25 protein-coding genes are annotated in these 24,282 nt (G+C 72.1%); 17 read left to right on the top strand and 8 right to left on the bottom strand.

The features are described from left to right. Nucleotides 1-64: 64 nt before the first annotated feature. Both fbaA and ACIRQ9_RS28195 read left to right on the top strand, forming a co-directional pair. Nucleotides 65-1,087 (top strand): class II fructose-bisphosphate aldolase, encoded by a 1,023-nt coding sequence (gene fbaA, locus ACIRQ9_RS28200; RefSeq protein ID WP_404179257.1) that lies wholly within the window; start codon nucleotides 65-67, stop codon nucleotides 1,085-1,087. An 85-nt stretch (nucleotides 1,088-1,172) separates the two neighbouring features. Further along, complete coding sequence (locus ACIRQ9_RS28195; protein WP_404179254.1) at nucleotides 1,173-2,642, top strand: MFS transporter; 1,470 nt, start codon at nucleotides 1,173-1,175, stop codon at nucleotides 2,640-2,642. Between the two features lie 263 nt (nucleotides 2,643-2,905). On the opposite strand, the gene ACIRQ9_RS28190 is transcribed toward ACIRQ9_RS28195, so the two are convergent. Then, nucleotides 2,906-3,325: a DUF3151 domain-containing protein gene (locus ACIRQ9_RS28190; RefSeq protein ID WP_403303001.1), complete on the bottom strand. Its 420-nt coding sequence runs from the start codon at nucleotides 3,323-3,325 to the stop codon at nucleotides 2,906-2,908. 202 nt (nucleotides 3,326-3,527) lie between these two features. On the opposite strand from ACIRQ9_RS28190, the gene ACIRQ9_RS28185 reads away from it, so the two are divergent. The 5 genes from ACIRQ9_RS28185 to ACIRQ9_RS28165 all read left to right on the top strand — a co-directional run bounded on the left by ACIRQ9_RS28185 (nucleotide 3,528) and on the right by ACIRQ9_RS28165 (nucleotide 8,730). Then, on the top strand, nucleotides 3,528-4,373 hold the full coding sequence (locus ACIRQ9_RS28185; RefSeq protein ID WP_404179250.1) for a tryptophan 2,3-dioxygenase family protein: 846 nt from the start codon (nucleotides 3,528-3,530) through the stop codon (nucleotides 4,371-4,373). Next, a complete protein-coding gene (gene kynU / locus ACIRQ9_RS28180; protein WP_404179247.1) occupies nucleotides 4,366-5,547 on the top strand; it encodes a kynureninase in 1,182 nt (393 codons plus the stop codon). The genes ACIRQ9_RS28185 and kynU overlap by 8 nt, the downstream gene beginning before the upstream one ends. Before the next feature lie 192 nt (nucleotides 5,548-5,739). Further along, nucleotides 5,740-6,615 carry an alpha/beta hydrolase gene (locus ACIRQ9_RS28175; protein ID WP_404179244.1) on the top strand — a complete coding sequence of 292 codons (876 nt, stop codon included), beginning with the start codon at nucleotides 5,740-5,742 and terminating at the stop codon, nucleotides 6,613-6,615. A gap of 97 nt (nucleotides 6,616-6,712) precedes the next feature. Beyond that, the gene (locus ACIRQ9_RS28170) at nucleotides 6,713-8,068 is read left to right on the top strand and encodes a sensor histidine kinase (RefSeq protein ID WP_404179241.1); all 1,356 of its coding nucleotides are present in this window, start codon (nucleotides 6,713-6,715) and stop codon (nucleotides 8,066-8,068) included. Beyond that, the gene (locus ACIRQ9_RS28165) at nucleotides 8,065-8,730 is read left to right on the top strand and encodes a response regulator (RefSeq protein WP_404179238.1); all 666 of its coding nucleotides are present in this window, start codon (nucleotides 8,065-8,067) and stop codon (nucleotides 8,728-8,730) included. Before ACIRQ9_RS28170 ends, ACIRQ9_RS28165 begins: the two co-directional genes overlap by 4 nt. Nucleotides 8,731-8,737: 7 nt before the next feature. Here ACIRQ9_RS28165 and ACIRQ9_RS28160 read toward each other — a convergent pair whose 3' ends face one another. Next, entirely contained in the window at nucleotides 8,738-9,268 is a 531-nt protein-coding gene (locus ACIRQ9_RS28160) for a GNAT family N-acetyltransferase (RefSeq protein ID WP_404179235.1), read from the bottom strand. 288 nt (nucleotides 9,269-9,556) lie between these two features. Here ACIRQ9_RS28160 and ACIRQ9_RS28155 point away from each other — a divergent pair, with 288 nt between their 5' ends. Next, nucleotides 9,557-10,348, top strand: coding sequence for an MHYT domain-containing protein (locus ACIRQ9_RS28155; protein ID WP_404179231.1), 792 nt, complete (start codon nucleotides 9,557-9,559; stop codon nucleotides 10,346-10,348). Nucleotides 10,349-10,404: 56 nt separating this feature from the next. After that, the gene (locus ACIRQ9_RS28150) at nucleotides 10,405-11,610 is read left to right on the top strand and encodes a cytochrome P450 (protein WP_404179228.1); all 1,206 of its coding nucleotides are present in this window, start codon (nucleotides 10,405-10,407) and stop codon (nucleotides 11,608-11,610) included. Between the two features lie 25 nt (nucleotides 11,611-11,635). On the opposite strand, the gene ACIRQ9_RS28145 is transcribed toward ACIRQ9_RS28150, so the two are convergent. After that, nucleotides 11,636-13,204 (bottom strand): ABC transporter permease, encoded by a 1,569-nt coding sequence (locus tag ACIRQ9_RS28145; RefSeq protein ID WP_404179225.1) that lies wholly within the window; start codon nucleotides 13,202-13,204, stop codon nucleotides 11,636-11,638. Further along, nucleotides 13,201-14,097: an ATP-binding cassette domain-containing protein gene (locus tag ACIRQ9_RS28140; protein ID WP_404179223.1), complete on the bottom strand. Its 897-nt coding sequence runs from the start codon at nucleotides 14,095-14,097 to the stop codon at nucleotides 13,201-13,203. Before ACIRQ9_RS28140 ends, ACIRQ9_RS28145 begins: the two co-directional genes overlap by 4 nt. A gap of 74 nt (nucleotides 14,098-14,171) precedes the next feature. Here ACIRQ9_RS28140 and ACIRQ9_RS28135 point away from each other — a divergent pair, with 74 nt between their 5' ends. Then, on the top strand, nucleotides 14,172-14,675 hold the full coding sequence (locus ACIRQ9_RS28135) for a GbsR/MarR family transcriptional regulator (RefSeq protein WP_404179220.1): 504 nt from the start codon (nucleotides 14,172-14,174) through the stop codon (nucleotides 14,673-14,675). Nucleotides 14,676-14,871: 196 nt separating this feature from the next. Here the strand turns inward: ACIRQ9_RS28135 and ACIRQ9_RS28130 are convergent, their stop codons facing one another. Further along, nucleotides 14,872-15,711, bottom strand: a complete 840-nt coding sequence (locus tag ACIRQ9_RS28130) for a diacylglycerol kinase family protein (RefSeq protein ID WP_404179217.1) — start codon at nucleotides 15,709-15,711, stop codon at nucleotides 14,872-14,874. Between the two features lie 197 nt (nucleotides 15,712-15,908). Here ACIRQ9_RS28130 and ACIRQ9_RS28125 point away from each other — a divergent pair, with 197 nt between their 5' ends. After that, the gene (locus ACIRQ9_RS28125) at nucleotides 15,909-17,192 is read left to right on the top strand and encodes an adenylosuccinate synthase (protein ID WP_404179214.1); all 1,284 of its coding nucleotides are present in this window, start codon (nucleotides 15,909-15,911) and stop codon (nucleotides 17,190-17,192) included. A gap of 163 nt (nucleotides 17,193-17,355) precedes the next feature. Further along, entirely contained in the window at nucleotides 17,356-19,191 is a 1,836-nt protein-coding gene (locus ACIRQ9_RS28120; RefSeq protein WP_404179211.1) for a bifunctional metallophosphatase/5'-nucleotidase, read from the top strand. Nucleotides 19,192-19,224: 33 nt separating this feature from the next. On the opposite strand, the gene ACIRQ9_RS28115 is transcribed toward ACIRQ9_RS28120, so the two are convergent. Further along, nucleotides 19,225-20,097, bottom strand: a complete 873-nt coding sequence (locus ACIRQ9_RS28115; protein ID WP_404179208.1) for a LysR family transcriptional regulator — start codon at nucleotides 20,095-20,097, stop codon at nucleotides 19,225-19,227. Between the two features lie 104 nt (nucleotides 20,098-20,201). Here ACIRQ9_RS28115 and ACIRQ9_RS28110 point away from each other — a divergent pair, with 104 nt between their 5' ends. Beyond that, complete coding sequence (locus tag ACIRQ9_RS28110) at nucleotides 20,202-20,951, top strand: SDR family oxidoreductase (RefSeq protein WP_404179205.1); 750 nt, start codon at nucleotides 20,202-20,204, stop codon at nucleotides 20,949-20,951. A gap of 79 nt (nucleotides 20,952-21,030) precedes the next feature. After that, nucleotides 21,031-21,456 (top strand): hypothetical protein, encoded by a 426-nt coding sequence (locus ACIRQ9_RS28105; RefSeq protein WP_404179202.1) that lies wholly within the window; start codon nucleotides 21,031-21,033, stop codon nucleotides 21,454-21,456. Between the two features lie 12 nt (nucleotides 21,457-21,468). Here ACIRQ9_RS28105 and ACIRQ9_RS28100 read toward each other — a convergent pair whose 3' ends face one another. Further along, nucleotides 21,469-21,945: a Scr1 family TA system antitoxin-like transcriptional regulator gene (locus ACIRQ9_RS28100; protein WP_404179199.1), complete on the bottom strand. Its 477-nt coding sequence runs from the start codon at nucleotides 21,943-21,945 to the stop codon at nucleotides 21,469-21,471. A gap of 45 nt (nucleotides 21,946-21,990) precedes the next feature. On the opposite strand from ACIRQ9_RS28100, the gene ACIRQ9_RS28095 reads away from it, so the two are divergent. The 3 genes from ACIRQ9_RS28095 (at nucleotide 21,991) to ACIRQ9_RS28085 (ending at nucleotide 23,574) form a co-directional block, all read left to right on the top strand. Then, entirely contained in the window at nucleotides 21,991-22,308 is a 318-nt protein-coding gene (locus ACIRQ9_RS28095; protein WP_404179324.1) for a hypothetical protein, read from the top strand. 559 nt (nucleotides 22,309-22,867) lie between these two features. Next, a complete protein-coding gene (locus ACIRQ9_RS28090) occupies nucleotides 22,868-23,134 on the top strand; it encodes a hypothetical protein (protein ID WP_404179196.1) in 267 nt (88 codons plus the stop codon). After that, nucleotides 23,131-23,574: a hypothetical protein gene (locus ACIRQ9_RS28085; protein WP_362171147.1), complete on the top strand. Its 444-nt coding sequence runs from the start codon at nucleotides 23,131-23,133 to the stop codon at nucleotides 23,572-23,574. The genes ACIRQ9_RS28090 and ACIRQ9_RS28085 overlap by 4 nt, the downstream gene beginning before the upstream one ends. A gap of 21 nt (nucleotides 23,575-23,595) precedes the next feature. Here the strand turns inward: ACIRQ9_RS28085 and ACIRQ9_RS28080 are convergent, their stop codons facing one another. Next, nucleotides 23,596-24,246: a hypothetical protein gene (locus ACIRQ9_RS28080; RefSeq protein WP_404179193.1), complete on the bottom strand. Its 651-nt coding sequence runs from the start codon at nucleotides 24,244-24,246 to the stop codon at nucleotides 23,596-23,598. Nucleotides 24,247-24,282: the final 36 nt, after the last annotated feature.

The raw sequence follows: 24,282 nt of genomic DNA, 5'->3' as shown, positions 1-24,282 counted from the left end.
AGGTCTAGGTCAGGGCCGTAGAGAACCAGCAGTACGCCGACCCGCACACCCAAGGAGCGGACAGATGCCCATCGCAACCCCCGAGGTCTACAACGAGATGCTCGACCGGGCGAAGGCAGGCAAGTTCGCCTACCCGGCCATCAACGTCACCTCGTCCCAGACTCTGAACGCTGCGCTGCGCGGCTTCGCGGAGGCGGAGAGCGACGGCATCGTCCAGATCTCCACCGGTGGTGCCGAGTTCCTCGGCGGCCAGTACAGCAAGGACATGGTGACCGGCGCGGTCGCGCTCGCCGAGTTCGCGCACGTCGTCGCCGAGAAGTACCCGGTCAACGTCGCGCTGCACACCGACCACTGCCCGAAGGACAAGCTCGACGCGTACGTGCGTCCGCTGATCGCGATCTCCCGCAAGCGCGTCGAGGCCGGCCTGACCCCGCTGTTCCAGTCGCACATGTGGGACGGTTCTGCCGAGACCCTCGCGGACAACCTGGCCATCGCGCAGGAGCTGCTGGAGCAGGCCCGCGCGGCCCACATCATCCTGGAGGTCGAGATCACCCCGACCGGCGGTGAGGAGGACGGCGTCTCGCACGAGATCAACGACTCCCTCTACACCACGGTCGAGGACGCGATCCGCACCGCCGAGGCGCTGGGCCTGGGCGAGAAGGGCCGCTACCTGCTCGCCGCCTCCTTCGGCAACGTGCACGGCGTGTACAAGCCGGGCAACGTCGTGCTCCGCCCCGAGCTGCTCAAGGAGCTGGCCGACGGCGTGGCCGCGAAGTTCGGCAAGGCGTCCCCGTTCGACTTCGTCTTCCACGGCGGCTCCGGCTCCACCGAGCAGGAGATCGCCACCGCGCTGGAGAACGGCGTCGTGAAGATGAACCTGGACACCGACACCCAGTACGCCTTCACCCGTCCGGTCGCCGACCACATGTTCAAGAACTACGACGGCGTCCTCAAGGTCGACGGCGAGGTCGGCTCCAAGAAGACCTACGACCCGCGCACCTGGGGCAAGCTGGCCGAGGCCGGCATGGCCGCGCGGGTCGTCGAGGCCACGCAGAACCTGCGCTCGGCGGGCAACAGGATCAAGTAGGTTCGCGCGGCCGTCGGACGACGGTCACCCCGCGTTCTCGGCGGACCCGGTGCTACAGCGCCGGGTCCGCTGTATACCTGGAACCATGCCGGACGTCCGCCTCGCCTCCTCGCAGGGCAAGTGGATCCTCATCACCACTGTCCTCGGTTCCAGCATGGCGTTGCTGGACTCCACCGTCGTCAATGTCGCCCTGCCCCGAATCGGCCGTGACCTGGACACCAGCCTCGCGGCCCTGCAGTGGACGGTCAACGCGTACCTGCTGACGCTGGCCGGCCTGATCCTGCTCGGCGGCTCGCTCGGCGACCGGTACGGCCGCCGGAAGATCTTCGTGCTCGGGGTCGTCTGGTTCGCCGCCGCCTCCCTGCTGTGCGGCCTCGCGCCGAACGACATCGTCCTGATCGCCGCCCGCGCCCTCCAGGGCATCGGCGGCGCCCTCCTCACCCCGGGCTCGCTCGCCCTCATCCAGGCGTCCTTCCATCCCGACGACCGGGCGAAGGCGGTCGGTCTGTGGTCGGGCTTCGGCGGCATCGGCGCGGCCATCGGCCCGTTCCTCGGCGGCTGGCTGGTGGACGGTCCCGGCTGGCGCTGGGTGTTCCTGCTGAACGTCCCGCTGGCCCTGCTCTGCGTCCCCGTCGCGCTGCGGCACGTCCCGGAGTCCGCCGACGGGCGCGCGCACGGCCGGTTCGACGCGCTCGGCGCGGTGCTGGCTGCCCTGACCCTCGGCTTCGTGACCTACGCGCTGATCGACGCCGGGACCATGTCCCTGCTCGCCCTCGCGGGCCTCGGCACCGGTGTGGCCTTCGTGTACGTCGAGAGACGCAGCCAGGACCCGATGCTCCCGCTGGACATCTTCGCCTCCCGCCAGTTCACCGCGCTGAACGTGGTCACGCTGTGCGTGTACGGCGCGTTCGGCGGCTACTTCTTCCTCACCGCGCTCCAACTCCAGGTGGTGGCGGGCTACTCGGCGCTGGGCGCCGGCACGGCCCTGCTGCCCAGCACCGTGCTGATGCTGCTCTTCTCGGCCCGCTCGGGCGCGCTGGCCGACAGGATCGGGCCCCGGCTGCCGCTCACCGTCGGGCCGCTGCTGTGCGCCACGGGCATGATGCTGATGCTCCGGGTCGGACCGCACGCGAACTACCTGACGGACGTCTTCCCGGCGGTCGTGACCATGGGCGCCGGCATGGTCACCCTGGTGGCCCCGCTCACCGCCTCGGTCCTCGCCTCCGTGGACACGGCCCGCGCGGGCATCGCCAGCGGCATCAACAACGCGGCCGCCCGCGCGGCGAGCCTGATCGCGGTGGCGGCGCTGCCGCTGCTCGCGGGGATGGGCCCGGAGGCCTACCGGTCGCCGGTGAGGTTCGACGCGGCGTTCGACCGGGCCATGCCGATCTGCGCCGGGGTGCTGGTCGCCGGCTCGGCCCTGGCGTTCGCCCTGGTCCGCAGGCCGGCCCCGGGCTGCGTCCGCCCGGAATGCCGCACCCACGGCAATGTGATGTCCCCACCCCTGGAGGCGGAGAGCCCCCGGACCGACGGCCGACCGGCAACCGCCCCGTAACCCGCCCCAGCGCCCCCGACCACGGACGCGGTATCCGCTCCGCACCCGACCGGGCCCCTGCGCCGTGCTCGGCCGGCCCGGCCGCGGATGCGGTAAACGGCCCGCCGTAGGCGGAGGACCCTCCCGGTCCCGCCGCCGGGTGGCCGCCGGAGGGGGCCGGAAGGGGCTGTGCGGCGGTGCGGGCGGGGGCCTGGGGGCCGCCGCGCCCGATCGGGAGGGTGCCGGCGTTCCGGACCGGGACGGGACGCCGGCGGGGTCGGTCGTCAGCCCTTGAGTTCGGTGTACGCCTCCGCGCTGCTGTCCTTCAGGAACTGCCAGCACCGCTCGTACTCGTCCTGCTCGCCGATCTCGCCCGCGGCCCGCGCGAGCCCGGCCAGGCACCGCAGGAAGCCGCGGTTGGCCCGGTGGTCCCACGGGACGGGGCCGTGGCCCTTCCAGCCGGCGCGGCGCAGGGCGTCCAGTCCGCGGTGGTAGCCGGTGCGCGCGTAGGCGTACGACTCGACGACCGAGCCGCGCTCGAACGCGTCGTCGGCCAGCAGTGCCCAGGCCAGCGAGAAGGTCGGGAACTTCGCCGCCACCTCGACCGGAGCCAGTTTCTCCTCGCCCAGCAGGCGGTACGCCTCTTCGTTCTCGGGCAGATACGTCGGCTCCGGGCCGCCGAGCAGGTTCTTGTGCGTCGTCATGGCGCCAGTCTGCCACCGCGCCCCCGCCGGATCGGCCGACCGGGTGATCCGGTGCCGGTGGTGACCGGTGTGGCCCGTCTGGCAACGGGCGGCCCTTGCCGTGTGCGGGGTACGTTGCGGAAGATGCGGGTGGGGACCGGGGCCCCCGTGTCGAGAACGGCAGGGGCGGACCGCTACCCGGAGTACACAACAGGAGACAGCGATGTCCCTTCAGGCTCAGCCCCACGAGGCTTCGGAGCCCGAGACCCCGCATCTCGACTTCGCCGGCACCACGCCGTACGAGGACTACGTCAGGGCGGACGTCCTCACCCACCTCCAGCACACCCTCTCCGACGATCCCGGTGAGATGGTCTTCCTGGTCACGACCCAGGTCATGGAGCTGTGGTTCACGGTCATCGTCCACGAGTGGGAGACCGCGGCGGCCGCCCTGCGCGGCGACGACGTCCCCACCGCGATCGCCGCCCTCAAACGGTCCACCCGGGAGATGGAGGCACTGAACGCCTCCTGGAAACCGCTCGGCCAGCTCACGCCCGCCCAGTTCAACTCCTACCGGTCCGCCCTCGGGGACGGCTCCGGCTTCCAGTCGGCGATGTACCGGCGGATGGAGTTCCTGCTCGGCGAGAAGTCCGCGTCGATGCTCGTCCCGCACCGCGGAGCCCCCCGCGTCCACGCGGAACTGGAGAAGGCCCTGCACGAGCCGAGCCTGTACGACGAGGTGGTACGGCTCCTCGCCCGCCGCGGCCACCCGGTCCCGGACGCCGTGCTGCACCGTGACGTGGCCGAGCGCTACGACGCCTCGGACGCCGTCGAGGCCGCCTGGACGGCCGTCTACTCGGGCGACGGCGACGCCGAACTGGCCCGGCTCGGAGAGGCGTTGACCGACGTGGCGGAACTGGTCTGGCGCTGGCGCAACGACCACCTGGTCGCCACCCGCCGCGCGATGGGCGCCAAGCCCGGCACCGGCGGCTCGGCCGGCGTCGCCTGGCTGGAGAAGCGCGCCCGCAAGAACGTGTTCCCGGAGCTGTGGACGGCGAGGTCCCATGTCTGAACAGGCCCTGCGCGCGGAGAAACTGGACGCCGCCGACGAACTCGCCGCGGTCCGCTCCCGCTTCGTCCTCGACGACGTGGTCTACCTCGACGGCAACTCCCTGGGCGCGCTGCCCGCGCACGTCCCCGGCCGGGTCGAGGACGTGGTCCGGCGGCAGTGGGGCGAACTGCGCATCCGGTCCTGGGACGAGAGCGGCTGGTGGACGGCGCCGGAGCGGATCGGCGACCGGATCGCCCCACTGGTCGGCGCGGCCGCGGGCCAGATCGTGGTCGGCGACTCCACCAGCGTCAACGTCTTCAAGGCGCTGGTCGGCGCGGTGCGGCTGGCCGGGGAGGGGCGCACCGAGATCCTGGTCGACGCCACCACCTTCCCGACCGACGGCTACATCGCGGAGTCGGCGGCCCGGCTCACCGGCCGTACGCTGCGGCCGGTGGCACCGGCGGACGTGCGCACCGCGCTGAGCGACCGTACGGCCGCCGTGCTGCTCAACCACGTCGACTACCGCACGGGCCGGCTCCTGGACCTGCCGTCGCTGACCGCCGCGGTGCACGACGCCGGGGCCGTGGCCGTCTGGGACCTGTGCCACAGCGCGGGCGCGCTGCCGGTGGGCCTCGACGAGCACGGCGTCGACCTGGCGGTCGGCTGCACCTACAAGTACCTGAACGGCGGCCCCGGCGCACCGGCGTACCTGTACGTCCGCCGTGACCTCCAGGACCGCTTCGACTCGCCGCTGCCCGGCTGGAACTCGCACGCCGAGCCGTTCGGGATGCGCGCGGCGTACGAACCGGCCGCGGGTGCGGTGCGCGGCCGCGTCGGCACCCCGGACATCCTCTCCATGCTGGCCCTGGAGGCGGCGCTGGAGGTCTGGGACGAGGTGCCGGTGTCCGCCGTGCGCGCCAAGTCCCTGGCCCTGACGGACTTCTTCCTGGAGTGCGTCGAGGCGTACCTGCCGGCGGGCCGCGTCACGTGCGTGACCCCGCTCGCGCACGAGGAGCGCGGCAGCCAGATCGCGCTGCGCTGCCCGGACGCCGGGGACGTGATGAAGCGGCTGATCGAGCGCGGGGTGGTCGGGGACTTCCGTCATCCGGACGTGCTCCGCTTCGGCTTCACGCCGCTGTACGTCGGTTTCGCGGACGCGGAACGGGCGGCGCGGGTCCTCGCGGAGGTCGTGTAACACCTCGCCGCGAGTCGACAAGCGGATACGGCGACCCGGCGCGGAAAGACCGGGACGGTACAGAACCGTTTAATCCTCACCGTGCGTGACATCCACGTGTCGCCGCACGTCACCGGCCTGATACCGTCCCGGCCAACGGCCGAATTTCCCACCTGGTCCGCCAATTTCACTACACCGCTGAGAGGTTGGAGCATGCCGGACGACGCCGCAGCAGAACGGGCCGCCGCCGAGGAGGAGTCGGCCTTCTCGCACCCGCATGTCGAGCCCGACACCACGGCGGCCTACGGCGACCACCCCGACCAGGTGATCGACTTCTACCTGCCACGCGGCGGTGAGACCGTGGCGCCGTTGGTCGTGACCCTGCACGGCGGCGCGTGGCGGGCGCCGTACGACCGCGGCCACCTCACTCCCTTCGCTGACTTCCTGGCCCGGCGCGGTTTCGCGGTGGCCAACGTCGAGTACCGGCGCGGCCCGGTCCTGCCCGCGCAGGGCGGCACGGCCCCGGTGGCCGGCCGCTGGCCGGACACCTTCGACGACGTCGCGGCCGCGCTGGACGCCCTGCCCGCGCTGGCCCGCGAGGCACTGCCCCAGGCGGACCTGCGCCGCACGGTCCTCACCGGTCACTCGGCCGGCGGCCACCTGGCGCTGTGGGCGGCGGCCCGGCACGTCCTGCCGGCGGACGCCGCGTGGCGCACGTCCGGCCCGGCGCCGCTGCGGGGCGTGGTCGCCCTGGCCCCGATCGCCGACTTCGCGATGGCGGAGAAGCTGGAGGTCTGCGGCCACGCGGCGCTCCAACTGCTCGGCGGACAGGACCAGTTCACGGAACGCCAGCGCTACGCCGACCCGGCGCTGCTGCTGCCCACCGGTATCGCGACCACCCTGGTCCAGGGCCGTACGGACGACGTCGTCCCGCAGGCCGTCGCCGAGTCCTACGCGGACGCGGCGGCCAAGGCGGGCGAGGTGGTGGGCCTGACGCTGCTGGAGGACGTCGGCCACTTCCCGCTCATCGACCCGGCGGCGGACGCGTGCGCGGTGGTGGCCGAGGAGATCGCCCAGCTGGCCTGGTGAGTCCCGTTCCCGGCGGCCGTAGTACCTGAGACGGACGCCCCGGAACCCGTCTCACAGGTGACGACGGCGGTCCCGGCCGCCGCATACCGTCGTGTACGTGACCGAGACCACCCACACCGAGGCGATGCCGCCGCGACCGCCGGACGACGCGTTCGAGCCGTACAAGCCGCGCAGTCCCGAGACCCGGGCCCTGCTGGAGGCCCTGGGCAGGCTGCGACAGGACCTGTTCCACGACGCGTTCGCCTACCGGCCGCTGCCGCCGATGAGCCCCGACCGCCCCTTCGTCCGCAGGCTGCCCGTGCGGTGGCGGGAGTACGCGGTGTGGACCCCGCACCTCGTGGTGACCGCGGCCGGCGGGATCGCGCTGCTGGTGGGCGGCTCGCCGGGCCCGGCCGGGGGACTGCTGGCCACCCTGGTGGTGCTGGTACCGGTGCTGATGACGCTGGCGCGGCCGGTCGCCGCCTTCTGGCTCTCGCTGGTTGCGAGCTGGATCGGCACCCTGCCGATCGGGCCCTGGGACAACTGGCCCTGGACGACGGGCGGTTTCCTCTCCCACCTGATCGTGCTCACGGTCGTCGCGGTCCGCACCCGTCCGCGCACGGCGGGCTGGATGTGGGCGATCACGGCCCTGTACGGCTTCGGGTTCGTCTCGGTCCTCGGCGGCGGCCACTACGGCAACGACGTCGGCTCGATGCTGGTCGTCTCCGCGATAGCCCTGCTCACCGTGACCGTCCGGCAGATCCGCCGGGAGGCCGAACGGACCGTGACCGCCCAGCAGTCGGAGACCGCGCAGGAACGGTCCCGGCGCACCCTCCTCGAGGAGCGGACCACGATCGCCCGCGAACTGCACGACGTGGTGGCCCACCACATGTCCGTCGTCGCCATCCAGGCGGAGGCGGCTCCCTACCGGGTGCAGGACCCGCCGCCGGAGCTGGAGAAGGCGTTCGTCACGATCCGGGAGAACGCGGTGGCGGCGCTCACCGAACTGCGCCGTGTCCTCGGCGTGGTCCGCGCCGCCGACTACGAGGCCCCCGATGCCCCGCAGCCCACCCTCGCCGACCTGGACGCGCTGCTCGCCAACGTGCGGGAGGCCGGCCTGCCCGTCGACAAGGGGGTGACCGGAGCCGTCCGTGAACTCCCGCAGGGCGTGGAGCTGTCGGCGTACCGCATCGTCCAGGAGGCGCTCAGCAACACGCTGCGCCACGCGCCGGGCGCACCGGCCCGGGTGGAGATCGGCTACGTCATCGGCGGCCTCGGCCTGCGGATCGTCAACGGGCCCCCGCCCCGGCCGGCCCTCCTCAAGCCCTCCCCGGGCGCCGGCCACGGCATCACCGGCATGCGGGAGCGCGTGTCGATGCTGAACGGCGCGATGACCGCGGCCCCGACGGCCGCGGGCGGCTACGAGGTGACGGTCTTCCTGCCGGCCGGCACCCCCGCCGACGGTGACGCATGACGATCCGGGTACTGATCGCGGACGACCAGATGATGGTGCGCGAGGGCTTCTCGGTCCTGCTCAACGCGATGCCGGACATCGAGGTCGTCGGCGAGGCGGTCAACGGCCGCGAGGCGGTGGACCGCGTCCGTGAACTCGCCCCGGACGTCGTCCTGATGGACATCCGGATGCCCGAGCTGAACGGCATCGAGGCGACGCGGGAGATCGTGGCCGCCGACAGCGCGGCCAAGGTCCTGGTGCTGACCACCTTCGACCTGGACGAGTACGTCTACCAGGCCCTGCGCGCCGGGGCCTCCGGCTTCCTCCTGAAGGACGCCTCGGCGCGCCGGCTCGCGGACGGCGTACGGGTGGTGGCGGCCGGCGAGGCCCTGCTCGCGCCCTCGGTCACCCGGCGCCTGATCACGGAGTTCGCCAAGCTCTCCGGCACCCCGCGTCCGATGTCCGCGGCCCACACGGCCTACGGCGACCTCACCGACCGCGAGACGGAGGTCCTGGTCCTCATCGCGCAGGGCCTGTCCAACGCGGAGATGGCCGAGCGCCTGGTGGTGGCCGAGTCGACCGTCAAGACCCACGTCAGCCGCATCCTCGTCAAACTCGGCCTGCGCGACCGGACCCAGGCGGCGGTCTTCGCCTACGAGGCACGGCTGGTGACCCCCGGCTAGGGAGCGGCTAGGGACGGGCGATGCGGTGCAGCACGTTCGGGCGCAGGGGTCCGGCGGGCCGCCCGGGGTCGTCGAAGTCGCCGGCCGGGTCCCGGGTCATGCCGATCCGGCGCATCACCGCCTGCGAACGGAGGTTGGCGGCCGTGGTGACGGCGAGGATCTCGGCGAGCCCGAGGGTGCCGAAGCCGTGGGCCAGGACGGCCCGCGCGGCCTCGGTGGCGTAGCCGTGGCCCCAGGCCGGGCGGGCGAGCCGCCAGCCGATCTCCACTCCGGTGAACGGCATGCCCTCGTCCACGTCGTCGAGGCCCGCGAAGCCGATGAACCCGCCCGTGGCCCGCACCTCGACCGCCCACCAGCCGTAGCCCCGCCGGTCGAAGTCGGCCCGGAACCTCGCCACGGAGGCGTCGCTCTGTTCGCGGGTGAGCGGGGCGCCGAGGTGTTCGCGGACCTCGGGGTCGGCGTTCATCGCCGCCCACGGAGCGAGGTCGGAATCACGCCAGCGGCGCAGGAGGAGGCGGTCGGTGCCCAGTTCGGTCATGCCGTCCAGCCAAGAGGGCCGCGGGCGTCGGGGCAATCCGTTTTCCCCGGCCGGCGCGGCTTCCGCGGGCCGGGAAGAGGGGCACATGCCATGTGCAAGGTCGTTGTTGCGATTCGATCGCGGGCGGTACGGGTGTGGACACGGTGCGCTCGCGTTGTGTTTGAATGGTGAAGGAATCGGCCAGGTGGCTTGTTCCCGCCTCCTGTTGCGCTCCCGTCCCCTTCCTCTGGTGAAACGTTTCGGCAGAGGTGTCGCCGTCCCCGTTTCGCGTGAAGAAAGTTGCCCGCGATGACCGCTGACGTGTCCGAGTTCCAGTACGGCCTGGTCACCCCGATAGCCGCCTATCTGATGGCGTTCCTCGGCTCCGTGCTGGCCCTGCGCTGCACCACCCGCTCGATGGGCCGCAGCCGCGGCGAGAAGAGGCTGGGCTGGCTCGCCCTCGGCGCGGTCTCCCTCGGGTGCGGCATCTGGACCATGCACTTCATCGCGATGATCGGGTTCAGCGTCGACGGCACCGGCGTGAGCTACGACGCGGCCCGGACGCTGCTGAGCCTCGTCGTCGCCATCGCGGTGGTCGCCGGCGGCGTCTTCCTCGTCGGCTACCGGGGCTCGGGCCCCGTCACCCTGGGCACGGCCGGCGTCGTCACCGGTCTCGGGGTGGCGGCGATGCACTACCTCGGCATGAGCGCCATGCACACCGGCGGGACCGTGCGGTACGACACCACGATCGTCGCCCTCTCCGTGGTCATCGCCGTGGTCGCCGCGACCGCCGCGCTCTGGGCGGCGGTCTCCATCAGCGCGGTCTGGGCGACCGTCGGGGCCGGTCTCGTGATGGGCGCGGCCGTGTCGACCATGCACTACACCGGCATGGCCGCGGTGAGCGTCCACGTGTCGCAGATGCAGACGGGCGGCCAGTCCTCGACGAGCCTGCTGTCCTTCCTTCTGATCATGCTGGCAGGACCGGTCATGGCCCTCGTCCTGGCCGGGGCGATCGTCATGTTCGACCCGGAGGTCGTGGGCGGCCAGCGCGACTGGCACCCGGCCGAACACCCGCAGCCCGTGGCACCGCGGCACCGGTGAACCCCGGGGGACTTCAGCCCTGGTCAGGAGGGGGACCGGCGGTCTAACGTCCGTCCATGGCAGCCTTCGACCCCTGGGACCCGGACTTCCTCGCCGACCCCTACCCCGCCTACGCCGAGCTTCGCGCCGGGGGCCGGGTGCAGTACTTCGAGCCCACCGGCCAGTGGCTGGTCCCGCACCACGCCGACGTCTCGGCGCTGCTGCGGGACCGCCGGCTGGGGCGGGCCTACCAGCACCGGTTCACCCACGAGGACTTCGGGCGGACCGCACCGCCGCCGGAGCACGAGCCGTTCCACACGCTCAACGACCACGGCATGCTCGACCTGGAGCCCCCGGACCACACGCGCATCCGCCGGCTGGTGTCGAAGGCGTTCACCCCGCGCACGGTCGAACGGCTCAAGCCGTACGTGGCGAAGCTCGCGGGCGAACTGGTCGACGGGCTGGTCCACGCGGGCGGCGGCGACCTGCTCGCCGACGTCGCCGAGCCGCTTCCCGTCGCCGTCATCGCCGAGATGCTGGGCATCCCGGAGGCCGACCGGGCCCCGCTGCGGCCCTGGTCGGCGGACATCTGCGGGATGTACGAGCTGAACCCCTCGCGGGAGACGGCCGCCAAGGCCGTCAGGGCCTCGGTGGAGTTCTCCGCGTACCTGCGGGAGCTGATCGCCGAGCGGCGCGCGGAACCGGGCGAGGACCTGATCTCCGGCCTGATCGCCGCCCACGACGAGGGCGACCGGCTCACCGAGCAGGAGATGATCTCCACCGCCGTCCTGCTGCTCAACGCCGGCCACGAGGCGACCGTCAACGCCACGGTCAACGGCTGGTACGCCCTCTTCCGCAACCCCGCCCAGCTCGCCGCCCTGCGCGCCGACCACTCCCTGGTCCCCACCGCGGTGGAGGAGCTGATGCGCTACGACACCCCGCTCCAGCTCTTCGAACGCTGGGTGCTGGACGAGATCGAGATCGACGGCACGACGATCCCCAGGGGCGCGGAGATCGCGATGCTCTTCGGCTCCGCCAACCATGACCCCGACGTGTTCGACCGCCCCGGGGAACTCGACCTGGGCCGCCGCGACAACCCCCACATCTCCTTCAGCGCCGGCATCCACTACTGCATCGGCGCCCCGCTGGCCCGCATCGAGCTGGCGGCCTCCATGACGGCCCTGCTGGAGAAGGCCCCGACGCTGGCCTTGGCGGCCGAGCCGAAGCGGAAGCCGAACTTCGTGATCAGGGGGTTGGAAGGCCTGGCCGTCGGCATCGGGTGAGCGTCCGTCCCGCTGACGGCCGCCGTCAGCCGGTCATGTCCCGGCGGCGCACACCCGTCAGCCCGAGGACCGCCGACGCCGCGGCCGGCCCCAGCAGGGCCGCCACCGGCCCCCACGCCATCCGGCCGCCCGGCAGCTTCGGCAGGTGGCCGTAGGGGGAGAGGTCCAGGACGGCGCGCGGGGCGTCCAGGGCCGGGCCCACCCAGCCGATCAGCAGGACCGCCACCGCCACCGCCCAGGCCGCCGGGGCCAGTCGGGGCGCGACCCCGTACAGCAGCAGCGCCAGGCCGCCGATCACCCAGACCGCCGGGAGCTGGACCAGGCAGGCGCCCAGGACCGGGCCCGTGTCCCTGCCGTAGCCGGCCGCGAGTCCCAGTCCCGCCAGCAGCATGATCAGGGCCGAGCCGCCGTAGGCGATCGCGAGGTGGCCGGCCGCCCAGCGCGGCCGGCCCACCGCGCACGCCAGCAGGGGCTCGGCGCGGCCCGCGGTCTCCTCGCCGTGCAGCCGCAGCACCGACGCCACGACGTACTGCGCGGCGACCAGCCCGAGGATCCCGGCCATGGAGGCGAGGAACGCGTCCGTCACCCCGCTCCGGCCGCCCATCCGCTCGAAGATCCGCAGGGCGCTCTCGTTGTTCCCGACCAGGTGGGCCGCGCTTCGCGCGAGAGCGCCGAAGACCACGCCCGACAGCAGGAAGCCGAGCGCCCAGCCGAGCAGCGCGCCCCGCTGGAGCCGCCAGGCGAGCGCGAAGGCGGAACCGAGGCGTCCGGCGGCCGGGCCGGGGCGGGCAGGGAAGAAGCTCATCCCGAGGTCACGGCGGCCGGCCAGCACGTAGGCAGCCCCGGCCTGCGCCAGGACAGCGGCCGTGAACAGCCCCAGTACCCACCAGCGTTCGGCGGCGAAGGGCCGGAGATTCTCCAGCCAGCCCAGCGGCGACAGCCAGGTCGACGGGGACGTGCCGTCGCCGCGCGCCGCGTCGCCCGCCGCGCGCAGCACGAAGGCGGCGCCGAGCGACGCCGCGGTGAGGCCACGCGCGAGGCGGGCGCTCTCGGTGAGCTGGACGGCCACGGCCGCGGCCGTGGCGAAGACCATGCCGGTCCCGGCCAGGCCGAGCCCGAGGGACAGCGCGCCCGCGATCCCCCGTCCGGCCAGGCCCGCCGTGATCAGCAGAGCCAGGACGCCGTTCGCGACGGCCGCCGCCAGCAGGGCCGACGTCAGAGCGGCCCGGCGGCCCACCGCGCCGGACGCCAGCAGCTCGGCGCGGCCGGTCTCCTCCTCCTCGCGGGTGTGCCGTACGACGACGAGCAGTCCGGTGACGGCCGCGAGGACACCGGCGTACACGCCCACCCGCCATGCCGTCAGACCGCCGAGCGAGGTGTCGTGGAGCGGACCGACCAGGGCCCGGAAGGCGGCGCTGGTCTGCAACTGGCCGACGAGCGCCGCCCGTTCGGACTCGGTGCCGTACAGGGTGCTCAACGTGTGCGGCATGGAGAGGACCATCAGCGCGTTCACCGCGATCCAGGCCGGTGTGGTGACGCGGTCGCGGCGCAGCGCGAGGCGCAGGAGCGTGCCGGTGCCGGCGAGAGCGCTCATCGGGTGACCGCCCCGTCCTCGTAGTGCCGGAGGAACAGCTCCTCCAGGGTCGGTGGCGTGGAGGTCAGGGAGCGTATGCCGCTCTCGCTCAGCGAGCGCATCACGGCGTCGAGCCGGCCGGTGTCGACCTGGAGGCGGACCCGGTGGCCCCGGATGTCGAGGCCGTGGACGCCGGGGAGGCGGTCCAGCGCGCCCGGCGGGCCGGCGAGTTCGGCGGTCACGCTGGTACGGGTGAGGTGGCGCAGGTCGGCCAGCGAACCGGACTCGACCGTACGGCCGTTGCGGATGATGCTGACGCGGTCGCAGAGCTCCTCCACCTCGCTGAGGATGTGGGAGGAGAGCAGGACGGTCCGGCCGCGGTCGCGCTCCTCCCGCACGCAGCGCTGGAAGACCTCCTCCATCAGGGGATCGAGTCCGGAGGTCGGCTCGTCCAGGACCAGCAGGTCCGCGTCCGAGGCGAACGCGGCGACCAGGGCGACCTTCTGGCGGTTGCCCTTGGAGTAGGTGCGGCCCTTCTTGGTGGGGTCCAGTTCGAAGCGGTCGAGCAGATCGGCCCGGCGGCGGGCGTCGAGGCCGCCGCGCAGACGGCCGTAGAGGTCGATGACCTCGCCGCCGGAGAGGTTGCGCCAGAGGGTCACGTCCCCGGGGACGTAGGCGATCCTTCGGTGCACCTCCACGGCGTCCTTCCAGGGGTCCCGGCCGAGGATCCGCGCGGCGCCGGAGTCGGGCCGCAGCAGGCCGAGCAGGACCCGGATAGCGGTGGACTTCCCGGCGCCGTTGGGTCCGAGGAAGCCGTGCACCTCTCCGGTCTCGACGTCCAGGTCGAGCCCGTCCAGGGCGCGGGTGCGGCCGAAGGACTTGTGGAGTCCGGCGACCGTGATGGCCTTCGTCATGATTCAGAACGTACGCTGTCTTCAGAAATTTGTGAAGTTAAGGAAGAACGGAAACCCCGGCTAGGCTGGTGACCATGACTACGGATGCGGCGGGGCGCGATCAGGGGGCCGTCTCGGCCTTCGTCGAGAGCTTCGCGGCCCAGCTCGTCGAGGCCGGGATGCAGCGCATGCCGGCCCGGATCTTCGCGGCCCTGCTGTCGTCCGACTCCGGCACCCTGACGTCGGCGGAACTCGGGGAGCAGTTGCAGGTCAGCCCGGCGGCGGTGTCCGGCGGGGTGCGGTACCTGGCCCAGCAGCACATGGTCGCGCGCGAGCGGGAGCCGGGTTCCCGGCGGGAGCGGTACCGGGTGCACAGCGACCAGTGGTACGAGGCCCTCACCAACCGGGAAGCGGTGATCAAGCGGTGGGAGGGCGCGCTGCGGGAGGGTGTGAACAGTCTCGGCGCCGACTCGCCCGCGGGCCGGCGCATGGCCGAGACGCTCGCGTTCTTCGAGTTCGTCGACACGGAGATCGGCCGGATGATGGAGCGCTGGCGGGTGCACCGAGCGGAACGGTTCGGCGGCGAGCGGCCGCTCTAGGCACTCCCGGCCGGGCTGCGGGTGCGCTTCGTCCGCGGATGCGTCGTGGCCGGACGCGCGGTCCCTCCCCCGGCCCTCGACCGGGGGTACTCCCCGCGTGTCCGACCACGGCCCGGTGAGCCCCCTCAGGGGCGCGGGGAACCGCGCGAACGACCCGCCCCCGGGCCGCGGGTCCGCACCGGCCCCCGGCCCGGTGCTAGGGAACCCCCGGCACCGTGAGGGTCCAGGCCGCCTCGACCACTCGCCAGGTCCGGCGTCGTACCGGGCCCGCCACTCCGACGTCGGCGCGGTAGCGGAAGTCCGCGCCCGTGACCGTCACCGTCCGGCCGGTGGTCCGTACCGGCGTCGCCTCCGCCCCCACCGACGCCGGACGCACCTCCACCTCCGCCAGCCCGTCGGGCCCGCCCGGGGTCACCCAGATGCCCTCCACCGGCTGGTCCAGGTCCACCACCGTCTCCCCGTCGACCTCGACCCGCAGCCGCGACGGGCCGGGACGCGGCCCGGCCGGGACCGGGCGGGCGGACAGGGACCGGACGAGCGTCTGGTACGGCCGCAGCCACCCCCGGGACGGCACCGGCTCCGCGGCCACCGGCACCGCCGCCAGCGGCGGGATCCGCAGCGCACCCAGCACCACCCCGTCGCTGTCGTCGACCAGCAGGTCCAGGCGCCGCTCCACGCCGTCCAGGACGGCCCGCGCCGCCGCCACCGCACCCGTGGGCACCCCCAGCGCCTGCGCGACGCTCAGCGCGCCGCCCACCGGGACCATCGACAGCACGCATCCGGCCAGCTCCCGCTGCCGGTGCAGAAAGGTCACGGCACGGATCAGCGCGCCGTCGTCGCCGATCACCACCGGCCGGCGGGATCCCCTCCGGGCCAGTGCCCGGGCGAATTCCTCGGGCCCCGCCGGCAGACACACCTTCGTGGCCGCACCCGCGCTGAGCACGTCTTTCGCGATCCGGACGGATTCACCGTCCCTCTGCCGTGCCGCCGGATCGATGATCACCAGCAGCTGGTCGGACGTCGCGAATGTCGCCACCTCGGTCGTGCCTCGCTTCCTCGGGTAGCATCACTGTGCAAGAGCCCCTTGCGCTGTTGCGCCAGGGGCTTCGTCTATTCCGGGGCATCCGGTCCGACGGTTGTGCGGCCAACGACGGTCGCGGTGGTACGCGGCGACGAACCTTACGCGTACGCCCCTGACCTTGGACATGCCCCGCCCGGAAGGGGTGTACGCGCGTGCCCGCACTTGTGCTGCTCGGTGCTCAGTGGGGTGACGAAGGCAAGGGAAAGGCGACGGATCTGCTAGGTGGCTCCGTCGATTACGTGGTGCGTTACCAGGGCGGCAACAACGCCGGTCACACGGTCGTCGTCGGCGACCAGAAGTACGCGCTCCACCTGCTCCCTTCCGGAATCCTCTCGCCCACGTGTGTTCCGGTCATCGGCAACGGAGTCGTCGTCGACCCGTCGGTCCTGCTCTCCGAGCTGAGCGGTCTGAACGAGCGTGGCGTCGACACGTCCAAGCTCATGATCAGCGGAAACGCGCACATCATCACGCCGTACCACGTGACGGTCGACAAGGTGACGGAACGCTTCCTCGGTAAGCGGAAGATCGGCACCACCGGGCGCGGCATCGGCCCGACCTACGCGGACAAGATCAACCGCGTCGGCATCCGGGTCCAGGACCTCTACGACGAGTCGATCCTGACCCAGAAGGTCGAGGCGGCCCTCGACGTCAAGAACCAGATGCTCACCAAGCTGTACAACCGGCGCGCGATCGCCGTCGAGCAGGTCGTCGAGGAGCTGCTGACGTACGCGGACAAGCTCGCCCCGTACGTCGCCGACACGGTCCTCGTCCTCAACCAGGCGCTGGAGGACGACAAGGTCGTGCTCTTCGAGGGCGGCCAGGGCACGCTCCTGGACATCGACCACGGCACGTACCCCTTCGTCACCTCGTCCAACCCGACCGCCGGCGGCGCCTGCACCGGCTCCGGCGTGGGCCCGACGAAGATCAGCCGGGTCATCGGCATCCTCAAGGCGTACACCACCCGTGTCGGCGCCGGCCCGTTCCCGACCGAGCTGTTCGACGAGGACGGCGAGGCGCTGCGCCGGATCGGCGGCGAGCGCGGTGTCACCACCGGCCGTGACCGCCGCTGCGGCTGGTTCGACGCGGTGATCGCCCGCTACGCGACCCGCGTGAACGGCCTGACCGACTTCTTCCTCACCAAGCTGGACGTCCTCACCGGCTGGGAGCAGATCCCGGTCTGCGTCGCGTACGAGATCGACGGCAAGCGCGTCGAGGAACTCCCGTATTCCCAGACCGACTTCCACCACGCGAAGCCGGTCTACGAGACGCTGCCCGGCTGGTCCGAGGACATCACGAAGGCCAAGTCCTTCTCCGACCTGCCGAAGAACGCGCGGGCGTACGTGAAGGCCCTGGAGGAGATGTCCGGCGCCCCGATCTCCGCGATCGGCGTGGGTCCGGGCCGGGACGAGACGATCGAGATCAACTCGTTCCTGTAATGCCTCGGTTCACCGCTCGACTTGGGCCGGTCTTGGGAATCCTTGACCGGCCCTTGGGCTGTCCGTGGTTACGCCGGTAACGGGTGAGGGTCAGCATCTACGCGGGTAGCCCGCCGCCTCCCGCACGCAACTCCCTTCCGTATCGCCCTTCCAGGAGCCCTGAATGCCCGTCAATCCCATGAACCGCCGTGAGTTCGTGCAGAAGTCGGCCGTCACCGGAGCCGCCGTGGCCGTCGCGGGAACCGTCGGCGGCGGCACCGCCGAGGCGGCCGAGCGCGGCCACGGCCACGCCAAGCCCCCGAAGGCGCCCAAGACCTGGAGCTTCTCCATCCTGGGCACCACCGACCTGCACAGCCACGTCTTCAACTGGGACTACTACACCAACGCGGCGCCGGTGGACGCCAAGGGCAACACGTACGGCATCGCGCGCATCGCCACCCTGGTGAAGAACATCCGCGCGGAGCGGGGCGCGGACCGGGTGCTCCTGGTCGACGCCGGCGACATCATCCAGGGCACGTCGCTCGCCTCCTACTTCGCGAGCGTCGACCCGATCACCGGCAAGAACGGCAAGCACGGCCCCAAGCACCCCATGGCGATCGCCATGAACGAGATGCGCTACGACGCGGCCGCCCTCGGCAACCACGAGTTCAACTACGGCATCGAGACCGTCCGCACCTTCGAGAAGCAGTGCGACTTCCCGCTGCTCGGGGCCAACGCGCTGGACGCCAAGACGCTCAGGCCCGCCTTCCGGCCCTACACCGTCAAGCACGTCAAGGTCCCGCACGGCCCGGACATCAAGGTCGGCATCCTCGGCCTCACCAACCCGGGCATCGCCCTGTGGGACAAGGACAACGTCAGCGGGAAGATGGCCTTCACGGGCCTGGTCGAGCAGGCGAAGAAGTACGTGCCGCGGCTGCGCGCCCTCGGCTGCGACGTCGTCTTCCTCACCGACCACTCGGGCCTGGACGGCTCCACGTCCTGGGGCGACGAACTGCCCTACGTGGAGAACGCGTCGAACCTGGTCGCCGAGCAGGTGCCCGGCATCGACGCGATCCTCGTCGGCCACACCCACGTCGACGTCCCGACGTACACCGTGAAGAACGCGGAGACCGGCGAGGACGTCCTCCTCTCCGAGCCGTACTGCTACGGCTACCGCCTCTCCCGCTTCGACTTCGAGCTGGAGCACGTGCGCGGCTCCTGGAAGATCACCAGGAAGACCGCCACCACGCTGAACAGCAACACGGTCGCCGAGGACCCGCGGATCACCGAACTCCTCACGGCCGACCACGCGTTGGTGGTCAAGTACGTCAACACCGCGATCGGCACCTGCACCGCGACCATGTCGACGGCGGAGGCCTGCTGGAAGGACGTGCCCGCCATCGACTTCATCCAGCAGGTCCAGATGGACGGGGTGAAGGCGGGCCTGTCGGCGGCGGACGCCGCACTCCCGCTGATCTCGGTGGCCGCGCCCTTCAGCCGTACGGCGGTCATCCCGGCCGGGGACGTGACGATCCGCGACGTCGCGGGCCTGTACGTCTACGAGAACACCCTCTACGGCAAGAAGCTCACCGGCGCCCAGCTCAAGGACTACCTGGAGTACGCGGCGAAGTACTACCACCAGGTCCCGGTCGGTACCGCGGTCGACACCGCGACCCTCACCAACGCCAACAGCTTCTGGGACTACATGTACGACACGGCGGCCGGCGTCGACTACGAGATCGACATCGCGGCCGCCGAGGGCTCGCGCATCAAGAACCTCAGCTACAACGGGACCGCGGTCGCCGACGACCAGGTCTTCGTCGTGGCCGTCAACAACTACCGTGCCAACGGCGGCTCCGGCTACCCGCACATCGCCGAGGCGGAGACCGTCTACAGCACTCCCAACCAGGTCCGCGACCTGATGGTCGCCTACGCGACGGCCAAGGGCACCATCGACCCGTCGACGTTCGCGGCCGCCAACTGGAAGCTCACGCAGGGCGGGACGCCGGTCTTCCCGTAGCCCGGTGGCTCCGCTGCCGCCGCCCCGCGCGCGTCACCCTGCCGTGCCGGCCGGTGCGCAGAGCCGGGCGGCGGTCCGGACGAGGCCGGCGACCGCCCGGGAGCGGCTGTGGGGCGGCCAGGCGATCACGGTCGTGACCGGCGGGGCGTCCGGCACCGGTACGGCGGCCAGGTCCTCGCGCAGCTGGGACCTGACCGACTCCGGCACCACGCAACACGCCCGTCCCAGCGCGACCAGCTGGTACAGCTGGGCCTGGTCCCGGACCTCGGGACCGGGCCCGTCCGGATACGAGCCGTCGCGGCCCCGCCAGCGCGCCGGCGGCAGGCCCGGCAGCTCGGTGACCTCGGTCATCCGCACCTGGTCGCGGGCGGCGAGGGCGTGCCCGGCCGGCACCACCACGACCTGGCTCTCCGTCTGCAGCTCCTCGGTGTCGAAGCCCGCCGTGCTGTCGAACGGCAGGTGCAGCAGCGCCACGTCGGCCCGGCCGTCGCGCAGCATGCGCTCCTGCTCGCCGACCCCGCACAGCAGCAGGTCGACGGCGACCGCGCCGGGTTCGGCGGCGTAGGCGTCGAGCAGCCTCGCCAGCAGGTCGCCGGACGCGCCCGCCTTCGTGGCGAGGACCACGCCGGCCCGGCCCGCCGCCGCGAGGGCCGCGCGCCGGGTGCGCTGCTCGGCGGCCTCGACGGCGTCCAGCGCCGCCCGCGCCTCCCGCAGCAGCACCGAACCGGCCTCGGTCAGGGCGACCTGACGGCTGGTGCGCTCCAGCAGCGCCGCCCCCAGCCGCCGTTCCAGCTGACGGATGGCCCGCGACAGCGGCGGCTGCGCGATCCCGAGCCGCCGCGCCGCCCTCCCGAAGTGCAGTTCCTCGGCGACGGCCACGAAGTACCGCAGTTCGCGTGTCTCCACGTCCGCCATGCTACCGATCCGGACGGGATCGATACCCGTGCGGTATCGGCGCGCACCCGATCGGTGTTGGCCCGCCCGGCCCGGCCCGCGCCAGGATCGAGGACATGACCGAAGACATCGCCGGGGACCTGACCCGGCCGAGGACCGCGCTGGTCACCGGCGCGAACAAGGGCATCGGCTACGAGATCGCGGCGGGCCTCGGCGCCCTCGGCTGGAGCGTCGGCGTCGGCGCCCGGGACGAGGAGCGCCGGGAGGCCGCCGTCGCGAAGCTGCGGGCGGCCGGGGCCGACGCGTTCGGCGTGCCGCTCGACGTGACGGACGACGCGAGCGTGGCCGCCGCGGCCGAGCTGGTGGAGGCCCGCGCGGGACGCCTCGACGCACTCGTCAACAACGCCGGCATCACCGGCGGCGCGCCGCAGGCACCCACCACCGTCGACGTCGAGACGGTACGGACGGTCGTCGAGACCAACGTCATCGGCGTCATCCGCGTCACCAACGCGATGCTGCCGCTGCTGCGCCGCGCGCCGTCGCCGCGGATCGTGAACGTCTCCAGCAGCGTCGGCTCCCTCACCCGGCAGTCCGCGCCCGGCGCCGAGCTGGGACCGATCGCCGTCGCCTACGCCCCGTCCAAGACGTTCCTCAACGCCGTCACCGTCCAGTACGCCAGGGAACTCCGGGACACGGACATCCTGATCAACGCCGCGTGCCCCGGTTACTGCGCCACCGACCTCAACGCTTTCCAGGGCGTCCGCACCCCGCAGCAGGGCGCGGCCACGGCCATCCGCCTGGCGACCCTGCCCGACGGCGGCCCGACCGGCGGCTTCTTCGAGGACGACGGGGTGGTGCCCTGGTGACCCGCGCGGTGGCACGGGCTCATCCCGGTTGAGTAGCCGTACTCAGGCGGGTGCGGGCGGGCGGGAGTGAGATGGAGGCATGAGCTTTCCGCCGCCCTCGTACCCGCCTCCGTACCCGCCGTCGTACCCGCCGTCGTACCCGGCGCCGTTCGGCCCCGCGATGCCCCCGGCGCGCACCCTGCCGGGCGGGCCCCTCGGAGTGCTCTACGCCGTGGTGGCCGGGCTGCTGCTCGTGGTCGCCGTGGCGGTCGACGGGCTGCTGTTCTTCGGCATGGCCTTCGCCGGTGACAGCTGCGGCACCTCGGCCGGGACCGCGCGGTTCTGCGACGACTCCGGTGTGTGGATGCTCGTCGCGATGTTCGGACCGTTCCTCACGCTGGCCGCGGCGGTGGCCACGGTCGTCCTCGGCACGCTGCAATTCCGGCGGCCGTGGACGGCACTCGCGCTCGGCGTGCTGGTCTACGCGGCCGGGCCCGCGCTCGCCCTGTTCAGCGTGTTCGGTTAGCCGACCCCGGGGTCACTCGATCATGGCCGTCGGTTCCGCCCGGTCGAACAGCGCGCGCCGGGCCACCCGTGCCTCGACCAGTTCCTCCACCTTCTCCTCCGGGAGCTTCGGGAAGCCGCCGCCGATCAGTGCCCGCGCGTACTCCGGTGTCTGGAACAGGCCGTCGACCACGAACGTCTGGTACGACGACAGCGACACCGCGTCCTGCTCCACCAACGCGAAGTTCTTGAACTGCGCCGGATACTTGTCCAGCAGCACGAGTCTGCGCGCCTTCTCGAAGATGCCCAGGCCGCCGCCGATCGCCTCCTCCAGCTTGACGAGCATCTTGTCGCTGGGGGGCTGCACCCCCGTTTCCACGGCGCTGACCGCGGACCCGGTGTAGCCGATCTGCTTTCCCAACTCCTCCTGTGTCAGCTCCTGCTGCTCGCGGAGCGCCTTGGTCATGGCGGCCACGAGTTGTGTCGTGCCGCTCGCCTCCGTCCGCGTCATGCGGTCACCCCCGGACTCAAACGAGTCCAGTTCGACGCCTTGCGGGTGGACGACGGGGAGTGGGGGCGACGCGTCGCCGATCTGCTCGCGCGGATGACCGGGGGTGATCCCGGGCCGGTGATCGAGGTCGCGAGCAGGCGGCGGTGTGTGTACTTCCTGGTGGCCGCCGGGAGTGCCGACCGGCACGTGCCCTGGCCGGCCGGGACCAGTCGGCTCGCCGCCGGGCCGGACCGGGTGTCGTACATCCCGGTGCCCGCGCTCGGCGGGACGACCTGGCCTTTGTTCTGGCGTTACGCGCCGACCGAGCCGGACCGTTTCGTTCATGCGCGATTGCTGCGCGGCGCGCTTCACTCCACGGAGTGAAATGTGTGAACTAAAGCCCAGGAAAAGGGTGTTCCGGCTTGCGTTCGCCACTTTGCGTGGCCCTAGAGTCGCGATCAACAGATTGCCCCCGCGGTGCGCCAACACCCGGGGGCTCGACACCGGGAGCTACCACTCCGATGCGCGTTCATCGTACGGCGCCCCTGCGCGCCTTCGCAGCCCTCGCGGGCTCACTTCAGCGGAAGCACCGCCTGTCCTGGGGAGCCGCGGGCGTACTGGCGTACCTCTTGAGCCTTCCGAACGGCTCGTGGGTCACGGAGCGCCTTCTCGCGGCGCGGCGCCGGGAAGGGTGCATGACGGTCGTCGCCTCCCTGCGTGAGCTGGAGGAACGGGGTCATCTGCGGCGGGTGGTGCGACGGGACCCGGTGACACGGCGGTACGCGACGACCTGCGAGGTCTCCGAGCGGCCGTACGAATTCGCGTCACCAACGGGTGAACGGCGGAAATTTCACCCGGTGGCGGCGTAGGACCAGAGAAAGGAACGTCGATGACTGTCGCACTCGTACGCCCTGAGACGGTATACCGCAAGTATACTGTGCTCATGGCTGACACCACGATCAAGGTCGACCCCGCTGTCCGTGATCGCCTCCAGGAACTCGCCCGGGAACGCGGAATGAGCATGCGGGACCTCGTGGCGGAGCTGGCCGGGGCCACACCCACCAAGGAAGAGCTGCGCGAGCGGTACGAGGAGACGAGGGCGTACGTCGAGGAGCACTTCCTCGGCCGGCCCTACACACCGGAGGACGAGAAGGCCGGCGAGAAGCTGTGGGCCGACATCGAGTCGGGGCGCATCGGGGAGGTCCAGTGACCGAGGAGCGGTACCCGCTGCCGCGTGCCGTCATCTTCGACGACACGGCGGCCCTCGCGCTCGGCGCAGGGAACAGCATGGCCTCGCGACTGGTCGTCGAGGCTGAGAAAGACCCCGCGCTGAGGGTCTACATCCCGGCGGTGAGCCTGGTCGCCGCGGAGCGGGAGCGGGCCGGTGTCGCCGAGCATGTCGGAGCCCTGCCGTCCGTCAACATCGAAGCGCTCGACTTCGCGGCGGCCGCCGCCGTGGGCAAGCGCCTGCGCCTTGCGAAGGGCAGGGCGGAGGACGGCAAGGACGAGCCCGACTGGAGCGGCGCCCATGTGCTGCACCTCGCCCTGCCGACCGTCGAATGGCCACGCGGCCGTGCCGTGCTGACCAGGACCCCGATGCGCTACCGGGGCACCGGCATCCGCACGATCCGCATCGTCGAGCAGAACTGACCTACGTAGGCCCCCTCCGCCTCAGCTGAACACGATCATCGATCCCTGCGCCAGGCTGCGGGTCGCCGCCGCGTGCAGGCCGAGCCACACGTGCCGCTCGCGGGCGAACGGGCTCGGGTCGTAGGGAGCCGGGGTCGCCGGTTCCTCCAGGTCGGTGGGAGCGAGGGGGGCCTGTGGGGCCGCCGGGGGGTTCGCCGGGTCGATGCCGATCGACGGGGCGACGTACTCCAGCTCGCGCAGCAGGGCGTGGGACGAGCCCAGCGGGCCGCCGCTCGCGAGGAGTTCGTCGCTGGAGAGCGGGCTCGGGAAGTCGACGGGGACGTACGCGCCGGCGTGGTCGTAGTGCCAGACCAGATGCGACTGCTGGGCCGTGGACTCGAACATCTCCAGGAGCTGCTCGTAGTCGCCGCCCAGGTCGTCCACCGGGGAGACGGGCAGGCCGCACACCTGGAGGAGATAGGCGCGGCGCAGGAAGTGGAGCGCGTCGTAGTCGAAGCCGGCCACCGGCGCGACCTCGCCGGACAGTCCCGGCATGTACTGGTACACCGGCACCGGCGGCAGCCCGGCCTCGGCGAGCACCTTGTTGTACTGAGCGAGTTCCTCGGCGAACGGATTGTCGGGGGTGTGGCACAACACGTCGACGAGCGGTACCAGCCAGAGGTCACAGGCCAAAGAGGGCTCCTCGTATCGGCGCGGTGTCCGCGCGTT

Source organism: Streptomyces sp. NPDC101237 (assembly GCF_044767465.1).
In the GTDB taxonomy this organism is placed as follows: domain Bacteria; phylum Actinomycetota; class Actinomycetes; order Streptomycetales; family Streptomycetaceae; genus Streptomyces; species Streptomyces gramineus.
The sequence above is the reverse complement of the archived record's forward strand: the minus strand, read 5'-3'. Positions and strand labels throughout refer to the sequence as shown.

Bases quoted from the DNA above. Each gene is read 5' to 3' on its own strand.
- fbaA (WP_404179257.1), top strand. From the start codon at position 65: ATGCCCATCGCAACCCCCGAGGTCTACAACGAGATGCTCGACCGGGCG.
- ACIRQ9_RS28195 (WP_404179254.1), top strand. From the start codon at position 1,173: ATGCCGGACGTCCGCCTCGCCTCCTCGCAGGGCAAGTGGATCCTCATC.
- ACIRQ9_RS28190 (WP_403303001.1), bottom strand. From the start codon at position 3,325: ATGACGACGCACAAGAACCTGCTCGGCGGCCCGGAGCCGACGTATCTG.
- ACIRQ9_RS28185 (WP_404179250.1), top strand. From the start codon at position 3,528: ATGTCCCTTCAGGCTCAGCCCCACGAGGCTTCGGAGCCCGAGACCCCG.
- kynU (WP_404179247.1), top strand. From the start codon at position 4,366: ATGTCTGAACAGGCCCTGCGCGCGGAGAAACTGGACGCCGCCGACGAA.
- ACIRQ9_RS28175 (WP_404179244.1), top strand. From the start codon at position 5,740: ATGCCGGACGACGCCGCAGCAGAACGGGCCGCCGCCGAGGAGGAGTCG.
- ACIRQ9_RS28165 (WP_404179238.1), top strand. From the start codon at position 8,065: ATGACGATCCGGGTACTGATCGCGGACGACCAGATGATGGTGCGCGAG.
- ACIRQ9_RS28160 (WP_404179235.1), bottom strand. From the start codon at position 9,268: ATGACCGAACTGGGCACCGACCGCCTCCTCCTGCGCCGCTGGCGTGAT.
- ACIRQ9_RS28155 (WP_404179231.1), top strand. From the start codon at position 9,557: ATGACCGCTGACGTGTCCGAGTTCCAGTACGGCCTGGTCACCCCGATA.
- ACIRQ9_RS28150 (WP_404179228.1), top strand. From the start codon at position 10,405: ATGGCAGCCTTCGACCCCTGGGACCCGGACTTCCTCGCCGACCCCTAC.
- ACIRQ9_RS28145 (WP_404179225.1), bottom strand. From the start codon at position 13,204: ATGAGCGCTCTCGCCGGCACCGGCACGCTCCTGCGCCTCGCGCTGCGC.
- ACIRQ9_RS28140 (WP_404179223.1), bottom strand. From the start codon at position 14,097: ATGACGAAGGCCATCACGGTCGCCGGACTCCACAAGTCCTTCGGCCGC.
- ACIRQ9_RS28135 (WP_404179220.1), top strand. From the start codon at position 14,172: ATGACTACGGATGCGGCGGGGCGCGATCAGGGGGCCGTCTCGGCCTTC.
- ACIRQ9_RS28120 (WP_404179211.1), top strand. From the start codon at position 17,356: ATGCCCGTCAATCCCATGAACCGCCGTGAGTTCGTGCAGAAGTCGGCC.
- ACIRQ9_RS28110 (WP_404179205.1), top strand. From the start codon at position 20,202: ATGACCGAAGACATCGCCGGGGACCTGACCCGGCCGAGGACCGCGCTG.
- ACIRQ9_RS28105 (WP_404179202.1), top strand. From the start codon at position 21,031: ATGAGCTTTCCGCCGCCCTCGTACCCGCCTCCGTACCCGCCGTCGTAC.
- ACIRQ9_RS28100 (WP_404179199.1), bottom strand. From the start codon at position 21,945: ATGACGCGGACGGAGGCGAGCGGCACGACACAACTCGTGGCCGCCATG.
- ACIRQ9_RS28090 (WP_404179196.1), top strand. From the start codon at position 22,868: ATGGCTGACACCACGATCAAGGTCGACCCCGCTGTCCGTGATCGCCTC.